Source organism: Hallella seregens ATCC 51272, assembly GCF_000518545.1.
Taxonomy (GTDB): Bacteria; Bacteroidota; Bacteroidia; order Bacteroidales; family Bacteroidaceae; genus Prevotella; species Prevotella seregens.
The window spans coordinates 69,187-87,261 of the sequence record NZ_JADU01000016.1 but is presented as its reverse complement, the minus strand read 5'-3'; the positions used below and the strand labels follow the sequence as shown (position 1 = coordinate 87,261).

At 55.2% G+C, this 18,075-nt stretch carries 16 protein-coding genes; 7 read left to right on the top strand and 9 right to left on the bottom strand.

Features of this window, described 5'->3' with window-relative positions; all coding sequences use genetic code 11:
• Positions 1-4: 4 nt before the first annotated feature.
• The 5 genes from L888_RS0106695 to rd all read left to right on the top strand — a co-directional run bounded on the left by L888_RS0106695 (position 5) and on the right by rd (position 5,403).
• Positions 5-2,395: an ABC transporter permease gene (locus tag L888_RS0106695; protein WP_027952330.1), complete on the top strand. Its 2,391-nt coding sequence runs from the start codon at positions 5-7 to the stop codon at positions 2,393-2,395.
• Positions 2,396-2,481: 86 nt separating this feature from the next.
• On the top strand, positions 2,482-3,144 hold the full coding sequence (locus L888_RS0106690) for an ABC transporter ATP-binding protein (protein ID WP_027952329.1): 663 nt from the start codon (positions 2,482-2,484) through the stop codon (positions 3,142-3,144).
• A gap of 454 nt (positions 3,145-3,598) precedes the next feature.
• Positions 3,599-3,859 (top strand): membrane protein, encoded by a 261-nt coding sequence (locus tag L888_RS0106685; RefSeq protein WP_005843245.1) that lies wholly within the window; start codon positions 3,599-3,601, stop codon positions 3,857-3,859.
• Positions 3,860-4,129: 270 nt separating this feature from the next.
• Entirely contained in the window at positions 4,130-4,750 is a 621-nt protein-coding gene (locus tag L888_RS0106680; protein ID WP_027952328.1) for a hypothetical protein, read from the top strand.
• Between the two features lie 488 nt (positions 4,751-5,238).
• Positions 5,239-5,403 carry a rubredoxin gene (gene rd, locus L888_RS0106670; protein WP_005843250.1) on the top strand — a complete coding sequence of 55 codons (165 nt, stop codon included), beginning with the start codon at positions 5,239-5,241 and terminating at the stop codon, positions 5,401-5,403.
• 214 nt (positions 5,404-5,617) lie between these two features.
• On the opposite strand, the gene L888_RS0106665 is transcribed toward rd, so the two are convergent.
• The 3 genes from L888_RS0106665 to eno all read right to left on the bottom strand — a co-directional run bounded on the left by L888_RS0106665 (position 5,618) and on the right by eno (position 8,963).
• Entirely contained in the window at positions 5,618-6,805 is a 1,188-nt protein-coding gene (locus L888_RS0106665) for an FprA family A-type flavoprotein (protein WP_027952327.1), read from the bottom strand.
• 85 nt (positions 6,806-6,890) lie between these two features.
• Positions 6,891-7,499, bottom strand: a complete 609-nt coding sequence (locus tag L888_RS0106660; protein WP_005843253.1) for an HAD family hydrolase — start codon at positions 7,497-7,499, stop codon at positions 6,891-6,893.
• A gap of 153 nt (positions 7,500-7,652) precedes the next feature.
• A complete protein-coding gene (gene eno / locus L888_RS0106655; RefSeq protein ID WP_015298439.1) occupies positions 7,653-8,963 on the bottom strand; it encodes a phosphopyruvate hydratase in 1,311 nt (436 codons plus the stop codon).
• 273 nt (positions 8,964-9,236) lie between these two features.
• Between eno and L888_RS0106650 the strand changes: the two genes are divergently transcribed.
• Entirely contained in the window at positions 9,237-10,523 is a 1,287-nt protein-coding gene (locus L888_RS0106650; RefSeq protein ID WP_027952326.1) for a histidine-type phosphatase, read from the top strand.
• Between the two features lie 52 nt (positions 10,524-10,575).
• Here the strand turns inward: L888_RS0106650 and L888_RS0106645 are convergent, their stop codons facing one another.
• Positions 10,576-11,259: a tetratricopeptide repeat protein gene (locus L888_RS0106645; RefSeq protein WP_027952325.1), complete on the bottom strand. Its 684-nt coding sequence runs from the start codon at positions 11,257-11,259 to the stop codon at positions 10,576-10,578.
• A gap of 226 nt (positions 11,260-11,485) precedes the next feature.
• Here L888_RS0106645 and L888_RS0106640 point away from each other — a divergent pair, with 226 nt between their 5' ends.
• Entirely contained in the window at positions 11,486-11,653 is a 168-nt protein-coding gene (locus L888_RS0106640; protein ID WP_027952324.1) for a hypothetical protein, read from the top strand.
• A 113-nt stretch (positions 11,654-11,766) separates the two neighbouring features.
• Here the strand turns inward: L888_RS0106640 and L888_RS0106635 are convergent, their stop codons facing one another.
• The 5 genes from L888_RS0106635 to L888_RS0106615 are packed head-to-tail and all read right to left on the bottom strand — an operon-like array spanning position 11,767 to position 17,949.
• Positions 11,767-14,262 carry a DUF3943 domain-containing protein gene (locus L888_RS0106635; protein WP_027952323.1) on the bottom strand — a complete coding sequence of 832 codons (2,496 nt, stop codon included), beginning with the start codon at positions 14,260-14,262 and terminating at the stop codon, positions 11,767-11,769.
• Positions 14,263-14,273: 11 nt separating this feature from the next.
• Positions 14,274-15,452: a serine/threonine protein kinase gene (locus tag L888_RS0106630; RefSeq protein ID WP_027952322.1), complete on the bottom strand. Its 1,179-nt coding sequence runs from the start codon at positions 15,450-15,452 to the stop codon at positions 14,274-14,276.
• A gap of 24 nt (positions 15,453-15,476) precedes the next feature.
• A complete protein-coding gene (locus L888_RS0106625) occupies positions 15,477-16,124 on the bottom strand; it encodes a deoxynucleoside kinase (RefSeq protein ID WP_005843265.1) in 648 nt (215 codons plus the stop codon).
• A 58-nt stretch (positions 16,125-16,182) separates the two neighbouring features.
• A complete protein-coding gene (locus L888_RS0106620) occupies positions 16,183-16,824 on the bottom strand; it encodes a deoxynucleoside kinase (RefSeq protein ID WP_005843267.1) in 642 nt (213 codons plus the stop codon).
• A 21-nt stretch (positions 16,825-16,845) separates the two neighbouring features.
• A complete protein-coding gene (locus tag L888_RS0106615; protein WP_027952321.1) occupies positions 16,846-17,949 on the bottom strand; it encodes an AAA family ATPase in 1,104 nt (367 codons plus the stop codon).
• Positions 17,950-18,075 lie beyond the last annotated feature (126 nt).

The following is an 18,075-nucleotide window of genomic DNA, read 5'->3' as shown; positions in this document are numbered from 1 at the left end:
AATCATGAACACATACAACGAATTACGCTCGGCCATACTCAACCTGCCCCGCCGTGGCCAGCACAATGTGGCCAAGATAGTCTGCCTGGCTTTGGGCTTGGCTATGAGTGCCGTTATCATTGCCGAAGTCTATTACGAGCAGACTTTCGACCAGTGTTATCCCGATTATCAGTGCATCTGCCGCGTGCAGGAGAGGTTTCGTCTGAACCAAGGCGAGCTTATGGAAAGCGCCAACACCTCAGGAGGCGTGGGCCCACTCATGCAGAAAACCATTCCGCAGGTAGAGTTGGCGACGCGTACCAATGTCATCGTGGGAAACGAAGAGCTCGTCCTTGACAGCATGGACCGCATCAAAGCCAGCATCTATACGGCCGACAGTTGCTTCTTCCGCATGTTCCCCACCCGGATATTGGAGGGCGATGCCGTAAAGGCTCTCACGGCTCCAGGCTGTTGTGCCGTGAGCCGTTCCACAGCCGAGCGGCTGGGAGGCCGCGTGGTGGGCCGCAGCATCTCTCCCGGACAATTCCCCCGACTGCGGTTTACCATCGTGGCCGTGTACGAGGATTATCCTCACAACTCCACGTTCCATGATTTCGATGTCATAGGAGCCATGAGCACCCAGCGCAATTTCGTTTACGACGGGCAGGACAATCTTGTGGGCAACGATCGTTACCAGAGCTTCGTGCGGCTGTCCAAAGGCACCTCGCCCGGCAGTCTCGCCAAGTCCATCCAGGCCATGATGAAAACACATTATCCCATGGAAGACCTCAAGAAAGCCGGTTGCTGGATGACGTATCTGCTCACGCCCATCAGCACCTATTACACCAGTCAGCCCAACGTGCACCAGATGTTCTGGATTCTTTCGCTGCTGGCCGGCGTGCTGCTGGTCACCTCCGTGCTCAACTATGTGCTCATCGTGGTGGGCAATCTCATTACCCGTACTCGCGAAATGGCCGTGCGCAAGTGCTTCGGTGCCGGCCGCGGCATTGTCTACAGCCTCACTTTCCATGAGGCGGCCCTTCACTTGTTACTGGCCGTGCTGCTGGCTGCCGCACTGCTGTGGGCCTGTCACGGCACCATCGAGCAACTGCTCTCGGCCCCGCTTTCCGTACTCATCTTCAACCGTGGGGCATGGATATTGGCCGCCCTTGCCCTGCTGGTGCTCGTCGTTGGCGGCTGGGTACCGGGTTGGCTCTACAACCACATGCCCGTGACTGCTGCCTTTCGCGGCTATGCCACGGCACGCCATCGCTGGAAGGTGCTCCTGCTCGGCGTGGAGTTTGCGGGTGTGGGATTCCTGCTGTCCCTGCTCTTGGTTACCGGCCGCCAGTACCAGTTGCTCACGGGTTACGACTTGGGTTATCGCTGCAACGACGTGAGTATGGTGAACATCAGTGCCTTCTCGGCAGCCGAGAAACGGACGGCCGCCGCCGAGGCGGCCCGGGTGCCGGGCATCCGGCAAGTGTCGGTATGCCACGATTTGCCCCTCTACAGCCATTCGGGCAACAACGTGTCGCTGCCCGGCCAGGACGACCAACTGTTCAATATAGCTGATTTCTATACCGTGGGCGACCACTACTTCGAGCTCATGGAGATACCTGTCGTTGCGGGCCGCACGTTCACCCAAGGGGGCGACAGCCTGCGCGAGGTGATGGTGAGCGAGTCGTTTGCACGCCAAATGCGGAAACTCTGCAAGTGGAAGAGCGTGGTGGGGCGCCAGGTAGTCATCAGCGAGCACAGCGAAAACGGCCGTCCGCTCACCATCATCGGCGTGTACCGCGACGTGCATGTGGGCAATGCCACCAGCAATGCAGTCAACCGTCCCTCGGCCATGTTCTATGGACGCGCCGACCATGTCATGACGCAGACACTGCTCCTGCGGCTCGACCATGCGGACACGGAGACGCTGACAGCCCTGCACGACCGGCTGCAACGCTTCTTTCCCGGCAAGACCATTCTGGTGGAGAACGTGGAAAACCTGCGCAACAATGCCTATGCGCCCCAGCTCCATTTCCGCAACGGAGTCATGACGGCAGGGTTTGTCACCCTGCTCATCGCCTTGGTCGGCCTGGTGGGATACGTGACCGACGAGGTGAACCACCGCCACAAGGAGATAGCCCTGCGCAAAGTGAACGGTGCCCAAGGCCGCGACATCCTGCGGCTCTTCGAGCGCGGCATCATGCTCACGGCCGTGCCTGCCGTGGTGGTGGGCGCGACGGGGGCCGCCTATGTGGCTGCCCAGTGGATTCAGCTCTTCGACAACCGCATCACGCTCTCGCCGGGGCTGTTCGTCGGCGCCGCCCTGTCGGTGCTGGTCATTGTGGCCATCGTGGTGGCCCTGAACTGCCGCCGGGTGGCCTGGGGCAACCCTGCGGTGTTCCTCCAGCAGGAATAGCCGTGCCTCTCCACGCCGGCAGTCGGGCTGAACAGGCTGCCATTGAAGCGGCAAACAACAACAAGACAACACTAACAACAACCAAAATGATAGAAGTAGAGAATCTCAGCAAGTCGTTTCGCACGGAAGAAGTGGAGACGATTGCACTCAACCAGGTGTCGTTCCGCGTGGACGACGGAGAGTTTGTAGCCGTGATGGGGCCTTCCGGTTGCGGCAAATCCACACTGCTCAACATCCTCGGACTGCTCGACAATCCCACGAGCGGGGCCTACCGGCTCGACGGCACCGAGGTGGGCGGACTGAAAGAAAAGGAGCGCACCGACGTGCGCAAGGGCAAGATTGGCTTTGTGTTCCAGAGTTTCAATCTCATTGACGAGCTCAACGTCGAGGAGAACATCGGACTGCCGCTCACTTATCTTGGCGTGCCCCGCAACGAGCGGCGGGAGCGCGTCCGGGCCATGATGAAGCGCATGGACATCAGCCATCGCGCCAAGCATTTCCCCCACCAGCTCTCGGGCGGACAGCAGCAGCGCGTGGCCATTGCGCGGGCGGTGGTCTTCGGCCCCAAGCTCATTCTGGCCGACGAGCCTACCGGCAATCTCGACTCGAAGAACGGAGCGGAGGTGATGCAGCTGCTCACCGAGCTCAATACCGAGGGCACCACCATCGTCATGGTGACTCACAACGAGCACGACGCCCAGCGGGCCCATCGCATCATCCGCCTGTTCGACGGCCGGATTGTGGGTTGAGGCTGCCGCGTGCCGCATGCCGATGGGAGTGGGAGCGCGTGTCCCGAACCCCCGAGGGCATGGTGTTGAATTTGACGACAACGGAAACAACAAACATCAACATGAAACCGTATGGGTCGGCCTATGTGCCGATCCATACGGTTGGAACAAGCGTTTGTCAGTGCAAGGGGCTTGGGGAATGTCTCACTGGGGCATGCTTGTACATACGGGGCAGGGGAGTACATTAAAATTCTGGCTATATGTTTGGCCGACATCCTGCCGCAATTGATAGGCCCCATAGCCTAAACAGGGAGTTAAAGATTGGTTAAATAAAACACAAGGCTTTGTAGTTGCCCTCTATTTTATCTACCTTTGCAACAACAAATTCATATAGTGATAACAGCATAATCGAGGTTTTAAAGGAAAGACAGCCTTTGCCTTGTTTTAATTTATCCACTGACAAAAGAAAGATAACATGACGAAAGAAAAGTTTTTTGGAACTATGGGATGGATCGGTATGGCGACATCGGTATTAATGTACATCTTTTATTTTCCACAAATAGAAAACAACTTAGCCGGGCACAAAGGTACTTTCATTCAGCCATTTATGGCAGGCGTCAACTGTACACTGTGGGTTGCTTATGGACTCTTTAAGGAGAAGCGCGACCTTCCCCTTGCCATAGCCAACACTCCTGGCATCATATTCGGCTTCGTTGCTGCTTTCACAGCATTGTAACCCCGATACGTTCAAGCGCAATTACAAGGCCCCGTGTTGCGCATGGACGTTTTTTTTGAGGATTTCGTCTTCCCTGTCGTATATCGTTGTCGATGCCGTTTGCTATAAACGTTTTGCCTTTCTGGCATTTAGTAGACGGCAAAGGCAAGCACAGCACCTATGGAGCGAAGTGATTAAGGAAAGTTAAACCCCGAGCTTCCTTCGTTTTTTCGTGCAAGGTTTCGGCCTGTTTCTCCTTATTTATATAGCGTAACCTAAAAAGTACGAACCATGAAGGTATTCTCAAAATCAATGATGGGGAGCATGGTGGCCTTGGCCACCATCGCTCTTTTCGGCGCCTGCCTCACCGATGAAAACGACAAACCACAACTCATCATCGACCCTATCGAGCCCTATGTCGTGCTGGATACGGCGGGTGTGGCGAGCATCCCCCATCTGGAATCCTATTCGGAAGAGGAGTTTCGACAACACATCGTGGGGCGTTGCTGGTATTGCGAGGCGACATACGAGATAAACGACAAGGGCGTAGCCTTCGCAATGAACATCTGGGAGAACATGATCGGCATGGGCCCCACACACTATTATTTCGACGCCGACTCGGTGACCATGTTCTACTACGACGACGCACACGCCAACATCAACTTGGGGCGGCGTACCAAAAAATATGCCTACAGCTATCGTGCAGCCGACAATGGCGTCTACATCAATGGCTATAGGCAATGGCAGATTGCTCCTCCGGCAAAGGGGGACAACGCGTATTTAAGTGCTGTCGACTTTATCGGCACGCGCTCGGACCACAGCCTTTCGTATGGCTGGAGCGCGTATCGGTTGTTGAGTGCGCGCGAGGTGCACGCGCTGTGTAGAGATTATGGCCTCACGGCCAAGCCCTGAACTCAGTCGAGCACCGTGCCGCGGGTCAGGGCATACCTGCCCGCACCCGTGAAGCAGAGGGCCAGCTCACCCGTAAAGTGCCTTGTGCATGCCATGAAAAAGCATGAGCACGCCTATGCCCAGCCGGAGAACCAGCAGTCCCAAGTCGGGATTGCACATGAAATCTTTGTCTAAATTCATCATCTTGCTTGTTTTTGCGCCTCTCGCGAGGCTGATTATTGAAAAGTGTACCACTCGAAGTGGGGTGCAAAAATAATGAAAAAGAGACGACGAAGCAAGAGATTCGGCGAAAAGATGGGGTGGTTTTTTATTTTGTAACATTTACAAAACAAAAAGTCTCCAAATCGTTTTGAATCTGAAAAAAATCGCTTATCTTTGCAGCGTTGAAGGGTTGTCGTGTCTGCTGGAACGCCAGCCGGACAAGCGACCATCCCAACAACGACAAGCGAACAAGAACATATTATTTTTAAAAATTACACAAAAAGATTATGAAGAAGTACGTATGCGACGTGTGTGGCTGGGTGTACGACCCCGCAGTGGGCGACCCCGACAATGGTGTTGAACCCGGAACGGCCTTTGAAGACCTGCCCGAAGATTGGGTGTGCCCCGAGTGCGGAGTGGGCAAGGAGGACTTCAGCCCCGTTGAAGACTAAGCCCCTTTTTATATGACAACAGCCCGCCTGGCTTTCGAAGAGCCAGGCGGGCTGTTGCGTTGATACGCTACCGTGTGGGCGACAAACGTGCAGACGGCGTGCGACGACACCGTAAACGCGTCGCGATCAGCCCGTAATCGCAACGCGTTTGCGGCGTTTTCGCGGGGCCGTTGCGCCGTGAAGGCAAAGCCCTTGCTGCGGAATGGTTGCCACTCTACTCGGCCAAGAGGCGCTCGGCCATGGCTCGTCCGAGTGCCTCGCACTGGGCCGTGGTCTCCGGCGAGAGCGACTGCTTCATCTCTACCGGCGTGCCTACAGGCTCGAAGTGGAGCTTGTTCTCGTTCCACTCGCCGATGGTGGCCACGGCCTTGCCGGCCCAGCAGTAGCTGCCAAACCAGCCGAGGAGGTGGTTCTTGATGTCGCGGTTGGCGATGGCAGAGAGCAGAAGCTCCATCTTGGGGAAGAGGCTGTTGTTGTAGGTGGGGGCGCCGACAATGAGGCCGCGGTAGCGGAAGATGTCGCGCAGCACGTAGGAATAGTGCGTCTTGCAGAGGTTGACCAGGCTGATGTTGGTGAGTCCGGCCTGCGAGGCGGCGCGGGCGATGCCCTCTGCCATCTGTGCGGTGTTGCCGTACATGGTGCCATAGGCAATGACGAGTCCGCGTTCGGTCTCGTATTTGCTCATCTTGTCGTACATCTCCACCACCTTTTGGACATGCTTATGCCACACCGGACCATGGGTGGGGCAGAGGTAATCGAGCTGCACGCCGGCCAGTTTCTTCAGCGCATTCTGCACCGGAGTGCCATAGCGGCCCACGATATTGGAGTAGTATCGCACCATCTCAAGCCAGTAATCTTCGGTGTGGATGTCGTCGTCGAGCACGCCGCCGTTGAGCGTTCCGAAGCAGCCGAAGGCGTCGCCGGTAAAGGCTACGTGGGCGTCAACATCGATGGAGACCATCGTTTCGGGCCAGTGCACCATCGGAATGAGCGTGAAAGAGAGCGTGCGGGAACCCAGCGAGAGGGTGTCGCCCTGCTTTACTTCGATGCCGCCGTCCTTGATACCGTAGAAGCCTTCCATCATGTCGAAAGTCTTTTTATTGCCCACAACGCGCACGTCGGGATAGAACTGGCGGAGCAACGAGAGGGAGCCGCTGTGGTCGGGCTCCATGTGATGCACGACGAGATAGTCGATGGGGCGGTCGCCTATGACCTCGCGGATGTTGGCAAGGAACTGTGGAAAGAAGTCCACCTCGACGGTATCCATGAGGCATACTTTCTCGTCGACGACGAGATAAGCGTTGTAGGTAACGCCGGCGGGCAGGGGCCACAGGCCTTCAAAGTAGGCCTTGTTGGTGTCGTTGACGCCAACGTAATATACCTTGTCGGTAATCTGTTTCATAGTTGTGGGATGTTTATGTGTTATACTGTGATGATACGTTTCTCGATGCGGCGCACCTTGGCCGTGCCGTGGCGGTTGCTGCGTATCAGATGGAGGTCTGGAGCAGGGGCGTCAGGTCGCGGCGCAGCTGGGGAGTGTCGCGGAATACCAACCCCGGCATGCCCACGGCTCTGGCCCCGTCTATGTTTTCGGGCTTGTCGTCGATGAAGACACACTCGGCTGGCTCCACGCCGAATTTCTCGAAAAAACTGTGATAAATGGCGGGCTCGGGCTTCAGTTGGTGCACGTCCTTGGAGAGCAGGTAGCCGTCGAGCAGGTCGAAAATGCTGAACTTTTGCATCACTTCGTAGACCCGCGACGACCAGTTGGAGAGGCCCAACAGGCGGTAACCTTGGGCGCGGAGCTCGGTCATGAGCGTGCGCATGCCCTCCATTTCGGCGGTGAAGATGTCGGTATAGTGCTCGTCGAACTGCTGCAAGGCATCGGCATAGTCGGGCCAAAGGCGTTTCTGCTGCTCAAAAAAGTAGGCCGGTTCGTGCTCGCCGCGATCCATCTCGGCATTGATTTCGCCTGTGAAAACATGTTGCATGAACCATCGGGCCCGTTCGCGGCTGCCCAGGATGGACGTAAAGAAAACCGTGAAGTCGTACTGCACGAGCACGCCTCCAAAGTCGAATACAATATTCTTGACCATAAATGGAAAGACGTTTTAGCGTGGGGCAAAGGTACGAAAATAGGGGGACGTGAGCAAGGAACGGCGTATGAAAAGTGTACGAACCGCGGTAAATGGCAACAAAAAGAGGGTATGCCTGTCGGCATACCCTCCGGATGTGTGGTTGGAAAGTGCTTACTTCAGCTTGGTGTAGCCGTACTTGGCAGAGCAGCAAAGCTCTTCCTCGATGCGGATAAGCTGGTTGTACTTGGCCATGCGGTCGGTGCGGCTCATCGAACCTGTCTTGATTTGGCCCGAGTTGGTGGCCACGGCGATGTCGGCAATCGTGGTGTCCTCGGTCTCGCCAGAGCGGTGAGAGGTGACGGTGGTGTAGCCGTGACGGTGTGCCATCTCGATGGCCTCGAGGGTCTCGGTGAGCGAACCAATCTGGTTCACCTTAATCAGGATGGAGTTGGCAGCACCCATCTTGATGCCCTTCTCCAGGAACTTCACGTTGGTCACGAAGAGGTCGTCGCCCACGAGCTGGCAGCGGTCGCCGATTTTAGCGGTGAGTTTCACCCAGTTCTCCCAGTCGTTCTCGTCGAGACCGTCCTCGATGGAGTCGATGGGATACTTGGTAATGAGCTCCTCGAGGTAGGCAATCTGCTGCTCGGCAGTGAGCTTCTTGCCGTTCTTCACGTCTTTCGGCATGCCGTTCTTGAGCTGGCGGTAGTCGTAGAACCACTCGCCGTTCTCCTGTACGGCAAACTCAGAGGCTGCGCAGTCCATGGCAATCTTCACGTCCTTGCCGGGCTCGTAGCCAGCATCCTTGATGGAAGCGATGATGGTGTCGAGTGCATCCTCGATGCCGTCGAAGTTGGGGGCGAAGCCACCCTCGTCGCCTACAGCCGTGGAGAGGCCGCGCTTCTTCAGGTTCTTGGCCAGAGCGTGGAACACCTCAGCACCCATACGGATGGCCTCTTTCTCGCTGGCAGCGCCAACCGGACGAATCATGAACTCCTGGAAAGCGATGGGAGCATCGGAATGGGCGCCGCCGTTGATGATGTTCATCATGGGAACGGGGAGGGTATAAGTGTTGCAGCCGCCGATGTAACGGTAGAGAGGAATGTTGAGTGCCTTGGCAGCGGTCTGGGCAACAGCCAGGGAAACACCGAGGATGGCGTTGGCGCCGAGCTTGCTCTTGGTGGCGGTGCCGTCGAGTTCAAGCATCTTGTAGTCGATCTTGCGCTGCTCGAGCACGCAGAAACCTTTCAAGGCGGGAGCGATGATGTTGTTTACATTGTCCACGGCTTTCAGGACTCCCTTGCCGCCGAAACGGTTCTTGTCGCCGTCGCGGAGCTCCAGAGCCTCGTTCTCACCGGTAGAAGCGCCGGACGGAACACTGGCACGGCCCATGACTCCATTCTCCAACGTTACTTCAACTTCCACTGTAGGATTGCCGCGTGAGTCGAGAATCTCACGAGCGTGCACTTTTTCAATTTTCATCGTTTTACCTTTTATAATTAATGAATAACAATAAGTCCTTTTCTTATCTTGTGCAAAGTTACGGCCAAAAAATGGGTTAAACAACTTTTTACCCCGCTTTTTTACGGGTAATTGAGTCCTGTTTTGGGACGCGTGCAATAAAAAAAGTTAAAAGGAAAAGCGCAAAAACAGGCCTCGGGAAGAATGTCGGACAGAATCGGTAAATTTGTGCTGCACAAGGGTTCAGGCAGCCCGACGAATGCCCGACTTACCTATAAAACAAAACATAGAATGATGAAAAGAACTGTTCTGATCGTTGCATTGTCTGTTGTGACGGCCTGGGGGGCAAACGCCCAGCAGGCCCGGCAGCGAATCCAAGCCAACATCAACCTGGCCGCCAGCAACTATCTGGCTTATCCCGGACCGAAGAAAGCCCTCACGCCCACGCCGAAAGGCTACGAGCCTTTCTACATCAGCCACTACGGTCGACACGGATCGCGCTACCTCATTGGCCGTGGCGACTATGACAAGACCTATGAAACGCTGCAACAAGCCGACTCACTGGGCAAGCTGACGCCCCGGGGGCGTGAGGTGCTGGACAAAGTGAGGATGATTCGCAACGAGGCCATGGGGCGGGACGGCGAGCTGACGCAGCTCGGTGCCGAGCAGCACCGGCAGATTGCACGCCGCATGATCGGACGCTTTCCGCAGGTGTTTGCCGGCGAGACAAACATCGACGCGAAGTCGACAATTGTGATTCGTTGCATCCTCTCCATGGAGAATGCGCTGCAGGAATTGGCCAGCATCAATCCGAAATTGCGCATCCGCCACGATGCCAGCTACCACGACATGTACTACATGAATGACGAGAACAGCCGCTACAACAAGCTGCGCGATACTCCAGAAGCCCGGGAGGCCGTGCAGGCATTCAACCGCAACCACGACAGCCATGCCCATCTGATGACCGTGCTCTTCAACGATACGGCTTTTGTTCGCAGCATCAACGGCAGCAGCCTGGCCAACCATCTGTTGCGCCTGGCCGCCAACGTGCAGAGCACGGAACTGCGCCACAAGCTCTCGCTTTGGGACATTTTTACCGAGGAGGAGGTCTACGACTTCTGGCAACGGACCAATGCTTTCTGGTACACCTACTATGGGCCGAGCAAGCAGGCAGGGCAGGCCGGCATCTATACGCAGGTGAACCTGCTGCGCAACATCCTGGCCACGGCCGACAGCTGCATCAGGCTGCCGCACCCCGGAGCGACATTGCGCTATGCCCATGAGTCGGACGTGATGCCGCTGGTGTGCCTCCTTAACCTGAACCGCTACGGCGAAACCATAGACGATTTGGAGGAGCTGGATGACAGGGGATGGAACAATTTCGACATTTATCCCATGGGATGCAACGTCCAGTTCATTTTCTACAAGCCGACAAAAGGCAGGCTCGACGGGGCCGACATACTGGTCAAGGTGTTGCTGAACGAAGACGAGGCAACGCTTCCGCTGTCAACGGATTGTGCGCCTTACTATCATTGGAAAGACGTGCGGGAGCATTACATGACCAAGATACAGGGCAAGTAATGCCCGGTCAGCGAAGACGGGTGCCGACAGTGCGCTCATGTTGACGGGCCGATTACTTGCAACGGTCGTACCATTCGCGCAGGGCCAGGCGCGGTGTGCCCAGCTTGACAATGGCGTCAAGGTCGCGGCGCGCCTGGCCGAACCGCCGGAGCCGGATGCGGACGTCGGCCCGCGAGAGCAGGTAGTCGGCATTCTGCGGGTCGCGCTTCAGGGCTTCGGTAAAGTCATAGTCTGCCGGTTCGAGCATGTCCTGCTGCTGTTCGATGCCCGCGCGCGCCGCCCAGGCGGAAGCTGAATCTGGAAAAGCCGCCACCAGTCGGTTGATGCCGTCCATCGCTTCGGTATAATGACGGTCTTTTTGATTGAGCAGAGCCAGTCCCAGCTGGGCCTCGAAATTGCCCGGCACCATCTCCAACAGACGCTCGTAATCGAGGCGGGCAAAGTTGTAGCGATGGAGTTTGCCGTTGACGTAAGCCCGATAGTAGAGCGCAGCAATGCTGTTGGGCTGGTGCTGTAACACGATGTCGTACTCGTCTTTGGCGTATTGCCATTGCCCCAATTCCACATTCCAAGCTGCCTTTTTCAGTCTCAAGTCGATGGAGTCGGGGTGATAAGCCAGTGCGTCGGTGGCCTTGGCCAGGCTGTCGCGCAGGGGATTGCGATTGTCCTGGGCCTGTATAGGTAGGGTGACTCCTAAAACAAGGAGCAGGGCTGTAAGGGTGTGGGAAGTATTCATACCTTATTATATATAGTGCAAAGTTACGTGTTCTCTGGGCAAAGAGTGTGCTTTCTGCCGTTAAAAAAGTCTTTTTCAGTGTCGTTGCACACTATTTTTGCAATTATTTGGCAATATCGTTGCGGGGTAAAAGAAATAGTATTAATTTTGCAGTCCCCCTACAAACAAACTCTTGTAATAGAAGCAAGGGCTTACTTCACGACAACAAGTAAGAAAATTTATAAACATGACACAGGAACAGACCCGTCATACTGACCAAGCAGAAAAAGACAAACAAGCAAAAATCCGGGAGCAACGCCATGAGGCTTTTGCAGAAAACGTACTCACAGTACTGCTTTCTTTGATAGCCATAGCGGTGATTTCTTTCCTGGTTTGGAGCATCATCGCCGACTGACGACACTGAATGTGCGTTGACTTCAGGCGGTAGTGACTGACGGTAGAGGGGTAAGGCTCCCTTTCATGTTGTCGGTCAGGCTGTCCTTGGATACGTCCAATAGAAAATCAATATCAGAAACGATAAACCAGTCCGGCCCGAACCTCAAAGGTGCGGGCCCGCACTTCGTCGTGATATTTGTAATGGGTGTTGCGTGCATAATAGGCTCCTGCCAGTTCTATGCCCAGGTTGTGCTTCAAATGGAACAGGAACATGGGGTTGATGACCAATAGTTCTGCATTGCCCCGGTCGCCTTGAGCGTTCAGATAGAGTGGGTTGACGGTGGTCAGATCCTTGCCTTCATAGCCTTTCCAAGTGAAGATACGGTAGTAGTCTACGTGGAGAACGAAGCGTCCCAGACGGGGAAATTCCATCAGTGTGTTGGTCTTGAGGCTGAAGCCTGACCCCATGTTATAGTCGCGGTCGATGATGTTGTAATAGTCGCTCTTGGTGCCACCCAACAGAATAAGGTCGGCAAACAGCCGTTGTTCGAGTCGTGAGAGATTACCCACGCGTGGAAACTGCCAGATGATGCCGGGGCCGAAAGCAGCTGCTTCGGATATGCGGTAAGGCGTGAGCGTGGTGCCATCTTTCACCGGTTTGGAATCGTAGTAGTTGAAATGCTGGAACAATCCGACGAGCGTTTGTCCTTCCTTGCCACTGTAAACAATGCTGCTCCACAGACGTCCCATGAGGTGCAGGCCGCTGAACAGCGGCTGACTGCCCGAGAACCCCATACTGACATTGGCACAAAAATAGCTGTAAGGCTGGGTGTCGGCCTCCTCGAAAGGATCGCCATACTCTAAATTAAATGAGAGATAGGGCAACCGTTCTCCCCGAAAGAGCCCACCATTGTCGGCCAGATAACGGCCCCCCAAGGTCATTGTAAACTCCACCGGGATGCGACTGAAGTCGTGATAGAGATACTTGTCGCGGCGAATGTGCCAGGCGTCACCGTCCATGATGCGGGTGAGTCCCTGCATGGGATTGACCACCATGGCCGCCGCTTCGCGCAGGAAACGGGAGAAGCCCCGGCTGCGGTCGTTGAGAATGAGGGCCGAAATGCGGTGGGTAATCTCGCCCAAGCAGATTCCGCCAAAGGTTGTAGCTATGAGATCGTTGATGGCGGGTGGTTCCACCTCACCGCAAAGTTCCCACATTGCACTCCCTCCCAGTGCGTATGGTGTGCTCTGCCAGAAGCCAAGTCCGTTGCTGCGCGCCGAGTTGAAATACAAATTTCCGTGATAAGGATGGGCAAAAAGGTTGGTAGAGAACTGGTCATTGTCCCAAACGAAAGCGTGTCGCCAGTTGTGGGCAATGCTTTTGAAGTTGACTCGTGCAAACTCTTCGTTGAGAACGAAGCGGTCGAAGCTATGCACAAACACGTTGATGCCTGCTGTTTCGGCTGCGGCACGCCACCAGCGGTGCCGGGTGTAGGCAGGATCGGTCATTCGATACAGGCGGTCGGCGGGTGTGTCGCGCAGTTGTCCCAGCTGGTATTGTTGGTCACGCAGCCGCTCTGATAGCCATTTTTCTTCCTGTGTCGCATTGTGATGGTAGCGGAAACTCAGGCCTGCCTGGAGGATCGGACGCGTCCGATAGTTGTGGTTGGAGCCATAGAGGCGTGTCGTTCCGTAGCCGGCAGAAACAAATGCACCCAGTGTCAGAGTCACTTGATAGTCCAGATTGACATGTCCTTGCAGGGAGTAAAGCCGCTCTGGGGCATCTTCTGAATTCTTCTTGAAGCTCTCGACATGGTAGAATCCCAAGTCGCCGCTGATGGTCCAACGTGGAGAAAGCGTAAAGTACTGCCCGATACGGTAATAGATGGCTCCGGAGAAGCCTTCGTCGAATCCCATGTAATGCGACCCCACGCCCACGATGCTGTAGGTGCTGCGATTGCGGAAACGCAGGGCAGCGTTCAGTTTTGAGGCGGTGCCCAAGCTGGCGAGCAGGTCAATGCGCGTCTTGGGATTGACATTGACCAGCCCTATCTTGCGGGCAATGGTGTCGCGTGTGTAATTGAAGAAGCCCACCTGCACCCCACGCGGATGGCTCAGTGCTACGTTGATGATGCCGATTTGGGAACCGGTCAGCGTGTCTGCATAGTTGTAAGCACCCAGTTGAAGACCGTGCATCTGCCCGGAACTGACATTGGCTGTAGTGGAGATCTGGGTTCCCTTGCGCACACCCATGGCGATGTTTGTGAGCATGCTGAGCTGCAGCCCACGCATTGGCGTGAAGACAATATTGCTGAAACCGGCCAGTTGGATGCCGCTCATGGCATGGGCGGCATTGGCTATTCCTGCCACTATCAAGCCTTGGGCATCCCTACGGATACCGCCATAGAACAGTCCGAATTGAAGTCCATGCAGACTGTCCACTTCGGTGCGCAGACCCACATTGAGCCGACTACAAAGCAGGGAATCATGGTGGTGGTTCAGCCCGACTCCTATGTTGGGCAATCGGTGACCGGCGGGTTCTTGCACAGTCTGGGCCCCAAGTGAACCTGAACACAGGATAGAAGCTATTGCCAAAACTCCATATCCTGTGGCATCATGACGCTTCATGAACCTCGGAATTAGGGTTCTTGCCCTGCCTTTTTGGCCGTCACGTAGCTGGCAAAAGCCTCGTCGAAAGCAGCAAACTGCTCTTGGCTCAAGTTGCCGAGCGTGCGGCGCAGTCCCTTATAGTAAGCTGCGACCCGCCTGTGCACGGCAGCGGCATCACCGCCACGCGCATAAATCTTGTCCAAATCAATGTGCATCTGCGGTACGAGGCGGTTCAGAAATTCCATGTCGCCGGTGTACTTTCCGCCTGTCTGACCAGCGGATGTGGCCTGTTCGGACGTTGCCGGAGCATCGTCTGTAGGCTGGGCCGTTTCGGCCGGAGTATTTGCCGCAGCCGCTTCCACGCCTGGAGCCGCTTGCACAGAGTCGGCCAGCTCACTGGTGGGCTGGGCCATTCCAGCGGTTTCATTGTTTTTATTGAACCAAAGCAGTACGGCCACTGCCAGTACTGCCACGACAGCGGACATAAGGATGGCCAGTTTCTTGTTTCCCGAAGAGGAGCTGCGGGCTGTGCTTCGGCTATAGTGACGATGCTCAAGTGCATCGAGAAAGGCATCCACGTCGGCATAACGCTCACTGCGCCCATAGCTGCAACAGCCGGCCACCACCTGCTGATAGTCGTCGCCCAGCCCCATTTCCCGAACCATGACACCCAGTGAAAAGATGTCGGCACGGGCGTCGATGGCCACCGTTCCATCCTTGGCCTCGGGAGCCCGAAACTTGAGAGTTGCAGCCGGCTCATAGAGATTGTCGGCGTAGCGCAACCTGAAGTTCAGCACTTTGACCTCGTCTCCCTTTGTGGTTACAAACACCACGGCGGGTGTCAGTGCGCCGTGCACCTTGCCCATCCGGTGCATGAAGCCCACGACCTCGGCCACCTGGCGTACAATTTTCTTCTTTTCCTCCTCGGTATGGGCCTCTTGCATATAGTCGGACAGCGGACGTGCCGGCTCCCATTCCATCACAATGCAATGGCCGAATCCTGCCACTTTCTTGAGTTCCAAATATCGCAGGATGTGCGGATGTTCCGTCTCATGGCACTGATCGAACTCTCGTTTCAAAGCCTTCTGGTACTGCGGCTTGTCCTGATAGGCCGCTTTCAGACCTACGAGCAGCACCTCGCGGCCCTCCTCCTTGCCTGTCACGAGGGCATTGATTCCTGCTGTCTTGATTTCGTTTGTTTCTGTCATGGCATTATCTTTTTCTGTTGCGGTTCAACCTTTGGCGTTGGCAGTCCCGGACTCGTCCATGGGAAAGAGGCCATAGAGCTTGGCATCGATCATATCGGTGACCTTGCGAAAATCCTCGGGCGTATCCTCAAAGCTGATTTTATCGCCGTCAACAATAATCAGATCACCCTTGTAACCGGCTATCCAGTTCTCGTAACGCTGTTGCAATCCCGTGAGATAATCTATGCGAATACTCTTCTCGAACGACCGCCCTCGCTTCTCAATGTGGTTCACAAGTGTGGGAATAGACGAGCGGATATATATCATGAGCTGCGGCAATTTTACCAGCGACATCATCAGATCGAACAAGTTCGAGTAGTTTTCGAAGTCGCGATCGCTCATGTATCCCTGGGCGTGCAGGTTGGGTGCAAAGATGCGGGCATCCTCAAAAATGGTGCGGTCCTGAATGATGGTCTCCTTGCTTTGAGCTATTTCCACTACTTCCTTGAAGCGTTTGTTCAAGAAATAGATTTGGAGATTGAACGACCATCGGTTCATGTCGTGATAGAAATCGTCCAGATAAGGATTGTTGTCCACGGGCTCAAAACGGGGTGTCCATCCATAGCGTTTGGCGAGCATGCGGGTCAGTGTGGTCTTGCCGCTGCCTATATTTCCTGCGATAGCAATGTGCATTGTAGAAGTGTCTAATGAGAATTAAAGGGTGGATAATGAATGTGAGAGGGGCGGCGGGCTATGTTGCAAACAACAAATTCTCCTTGTGCTCTATTTCGGCTAGCTGTCGGTCTATCCTGCTGATGACCGAAGCAAAGTCTTCCCGCGAATAAAGTATGTCGAGATCGTCCACGTCTATGGTGAGCACGCGCCCTTTGTATTTGTTCTGAATGAAGTCTTCGTAGCGGTCGTTTAGGTTCTTCAGGTAGTCCAACTGCATGTTCTGTTCGTAGTCGCGGCCACGCTGGTGAATGTGCTCCACAAGATGCGGAACCGAGGCACGCAGGTAGACCATGAGGTCTGGCTCGCGCGCCACCATCATCATCGACTCGAAGAGCCCCATGTAAGTTTCATAGTCGCGGTCGCTCATGTTGCCCATATCGTGGTTGTTGGCCGTGAAGATATAGACTCCCTCGAATATCGACCTGTCCTGAACGATGGTGTTTGGGGAGCGGACTATCTCCAGAAGATCGCGGAAACGCTCTTTCAAGAAGAACACTTCCAGATTGAGTGACCAGCGTTTCATGTCTTTATAATAGTCACCGAGGTAGGGGTTGAACTGCACACTCTCCAGCCGTGGTTCCCATCCATAATGCTGCACGAGCTTGTGGGTGAGTGTGGTTTTCCCGCTTCCGATGTTTCCTGCAATAACAATGTGCATGTGCTGTGAGTAGTTCCGGCCCTACTTTCTCAGGGCCAGATTGTAATTATAATAGTTGCGGTCGCCCGTGATGTCGCTCACCACCTTGATGAATGGTGGGAAGTTCACATCCTCGGTGCTGGTAATCCCTTTGGTCTCCAAAATGACGAGTCCCTGCAATTGATTTAGATAGGTGTCGAGTTCAAAGTACTGGCCTTTCCAGATGAAGCTGCGACGCTTCTTGGTGATGGTGTGGCGGTAGGGGTCGGCTTGGGAAAGCAGCGAGTCGTAGAGCGCATTGCTCACCTGCCGCTCGGTCTCCACCTGCTTGTTGCCCTCGACCGTTTTCTTCATCGTGTGCACGTTGACGCGCTTGCCGTTCGACCAGTTGCGCCGACGAAGCCTCACCTCACTGTCGGGGTCGGCCACGAGATAGGTCTGCGTGATGTCGCTGTCGATGGTGGCCGGCATGCTTCCTGTCACCTCCACGATATACTTGCGCTCCTCGGTGATGGGCTGCGGCAGCCCGAGAACAGCCGATATTTCCATGAGTACCCGGTTGAGCTTGGTGTCGAAGTCCTGGTGATTGTTGATGACACGCAGGTGCGGATGCCCGCTCCAGGCATTGACCACGCGCTTGTCCAGCTCCCGGGCCACGCGCAGTCCTTCCTCGTTTTTCTGTTCCAGCCGCTGGGCGTTGCTGCTCGTGGTGTAGAATTCCTCGGCGCCGTCGGCGGCCGACACCAGGTGGAGCACGGCATCGTAGCGCCCGATGAGCTGCTGTGTGGAAGTGCCCACCAGCCCTGTAATGTCCTCCCACATGGTGGCATCCATATAGGCCGAAATGTCCATGGCACCCCGATCGCACACGATGACAGACGGTTCGTCCACCTGTTCGGCCATCTTCATGAACTTGTCTTCGAGAGCCAGCTGTATCTCCAGCGTGGCTTTCTCGCCCTCATAGAAGAAGTTGCGGTTCTTGGTCAGATAATCCATGCCCGCTTGCAAGAACAGCGTGGGCACCTCGGGGATGGTGAAAACCTTGAAGCCCATGCTGGAAAAATGGTCTATCACCTTGACCAAGGCCGTGGTCTTGCCGGCACAGGGACCGCCGGTAAGTACTATTTTCTTGATGTCTTTACTCATGATGAACGTGTCATAACAGCGTGAACGCTTGGGGCAAAGTTACTGAATTTATCGCGTTTCTGCAACAATTGCACCGTATTTTACGGCAAAAACATGGAAGAACTTCAAAGAAATAGTGTATCTTTG

Excerpts from the sequence above, each read along its gene's own strand:
- L888_RS0106695 (WP_027952330.1), top strand. The coding sequence starts at position 5 with ATGAACACATACAACGAATTACGCTCGGCCATACTCAACCTGCCCCGC.
- L888_RS0106690 (WP_027952329.1), top strand. The coding sequence starts at position 2,482 with ATGATAGAAGTAGAGAATCTCAGCAAGTCGTTTCGCACGGAAGAAGTG.
- L888_RS0106685 (WP_005843245.1), top strand. The coding sequence starts at position 3,599 with ATGACGAAAGAAAAGTTTTTTGGAACTATGGGATGGATCGGTATGGCG.
- L888_RS0106680 (WP_027952328.1), top strand. The coding sequence starts at position 4,130 with ATGAAGGTATTCTCAAAATCAATGATGGGGAGCATGGTGGCCTTGGCC.
- rd (WP_005843250.1), top strand. The coding sequence starts at position 5,239 with ATGAAGAAGTACGTATGCGACGTGTGTGGCTGGGTGTACGACCCCGCA.
- L888_RS0106665 (WP_027952327.1), bottom strand. The coding sequence starts at position 6,805 with ATGAAACAGATTACCGACAAGGTATATTACGTTGGCGTCAACGACACC.
- L888_RS0106660 (WP_005843253.1), bottom strand. The coding sequence starts at position 7,499 with ATGGTCAAGAATATTGTATTCGACTTTGGAGGCGTGCTCGTGCAGTAC.
- eno (WP_015298439.1), bottom strand. The coding sequence starts at position 8,963 with ATGAAAATTGAAAAAGTGCACGCTCGTGAGATTCTCGACTCACGCGGC.
- L888_RS0106650 (WP_027952326.1), top strand. The coding sequence starts at position 9,237 with ATGAAAAGAACTGTTCTGATCGTTGCATTGTCTGTTGTGACGGCCTGG.
- L888_RS0106645 (WP_027952325.1), bottom strand. The coding sequence starts at position 11,259 with ATGAATACTTCCCACACCCTTACAGCCCTGCTCCTTGTTTTAGGAGTC.
- L888_RS0106640 (WP_027952324.1), top strand. The coding sequence starts at position 11,486 with ATGACACAGGAACAGACCCGTCATACTGACCAAGCAGAAAAAGACAAA.
- L888_RS0106635 (WP_027952323.1), bottom strand. The coding sequence starts at position 14,262 with ATGAAGCGTCATGATGCCACAGGATATGGAGTTTTGGCAATAGCTTCT.
- L888_RS0106630 (WP_027952322.1), bottom strand. The coding sequence starts at position 15,452 with ATGACAGAAACAAACGAAATCAAGACAGCAGGAATCAATGCCCTCGTG.
- L888_RS0106625 (WP_005843265.1), bottom strand. The coding sequence starts at position 16,124 with ATGCACATTGCTATCGCAGGAAATATAGGCAGCGGCAAGACCACACTG.
- L888_RS0106620 (WP_005843267.1), bottom strand. The coding sequence starts at position 16,824 with ATGCACATTGTTATTGCAGGAAACATCGGAAGCGGGAAAACCACACTC.
- L888_RS0106615 (WP_027952321.1), bottom strand. The coding sequence starts at position 17,949 with ATGAGTAAAGACATCAAGAAAATAGTACTTACCGGCGGTCCCTGTGCC.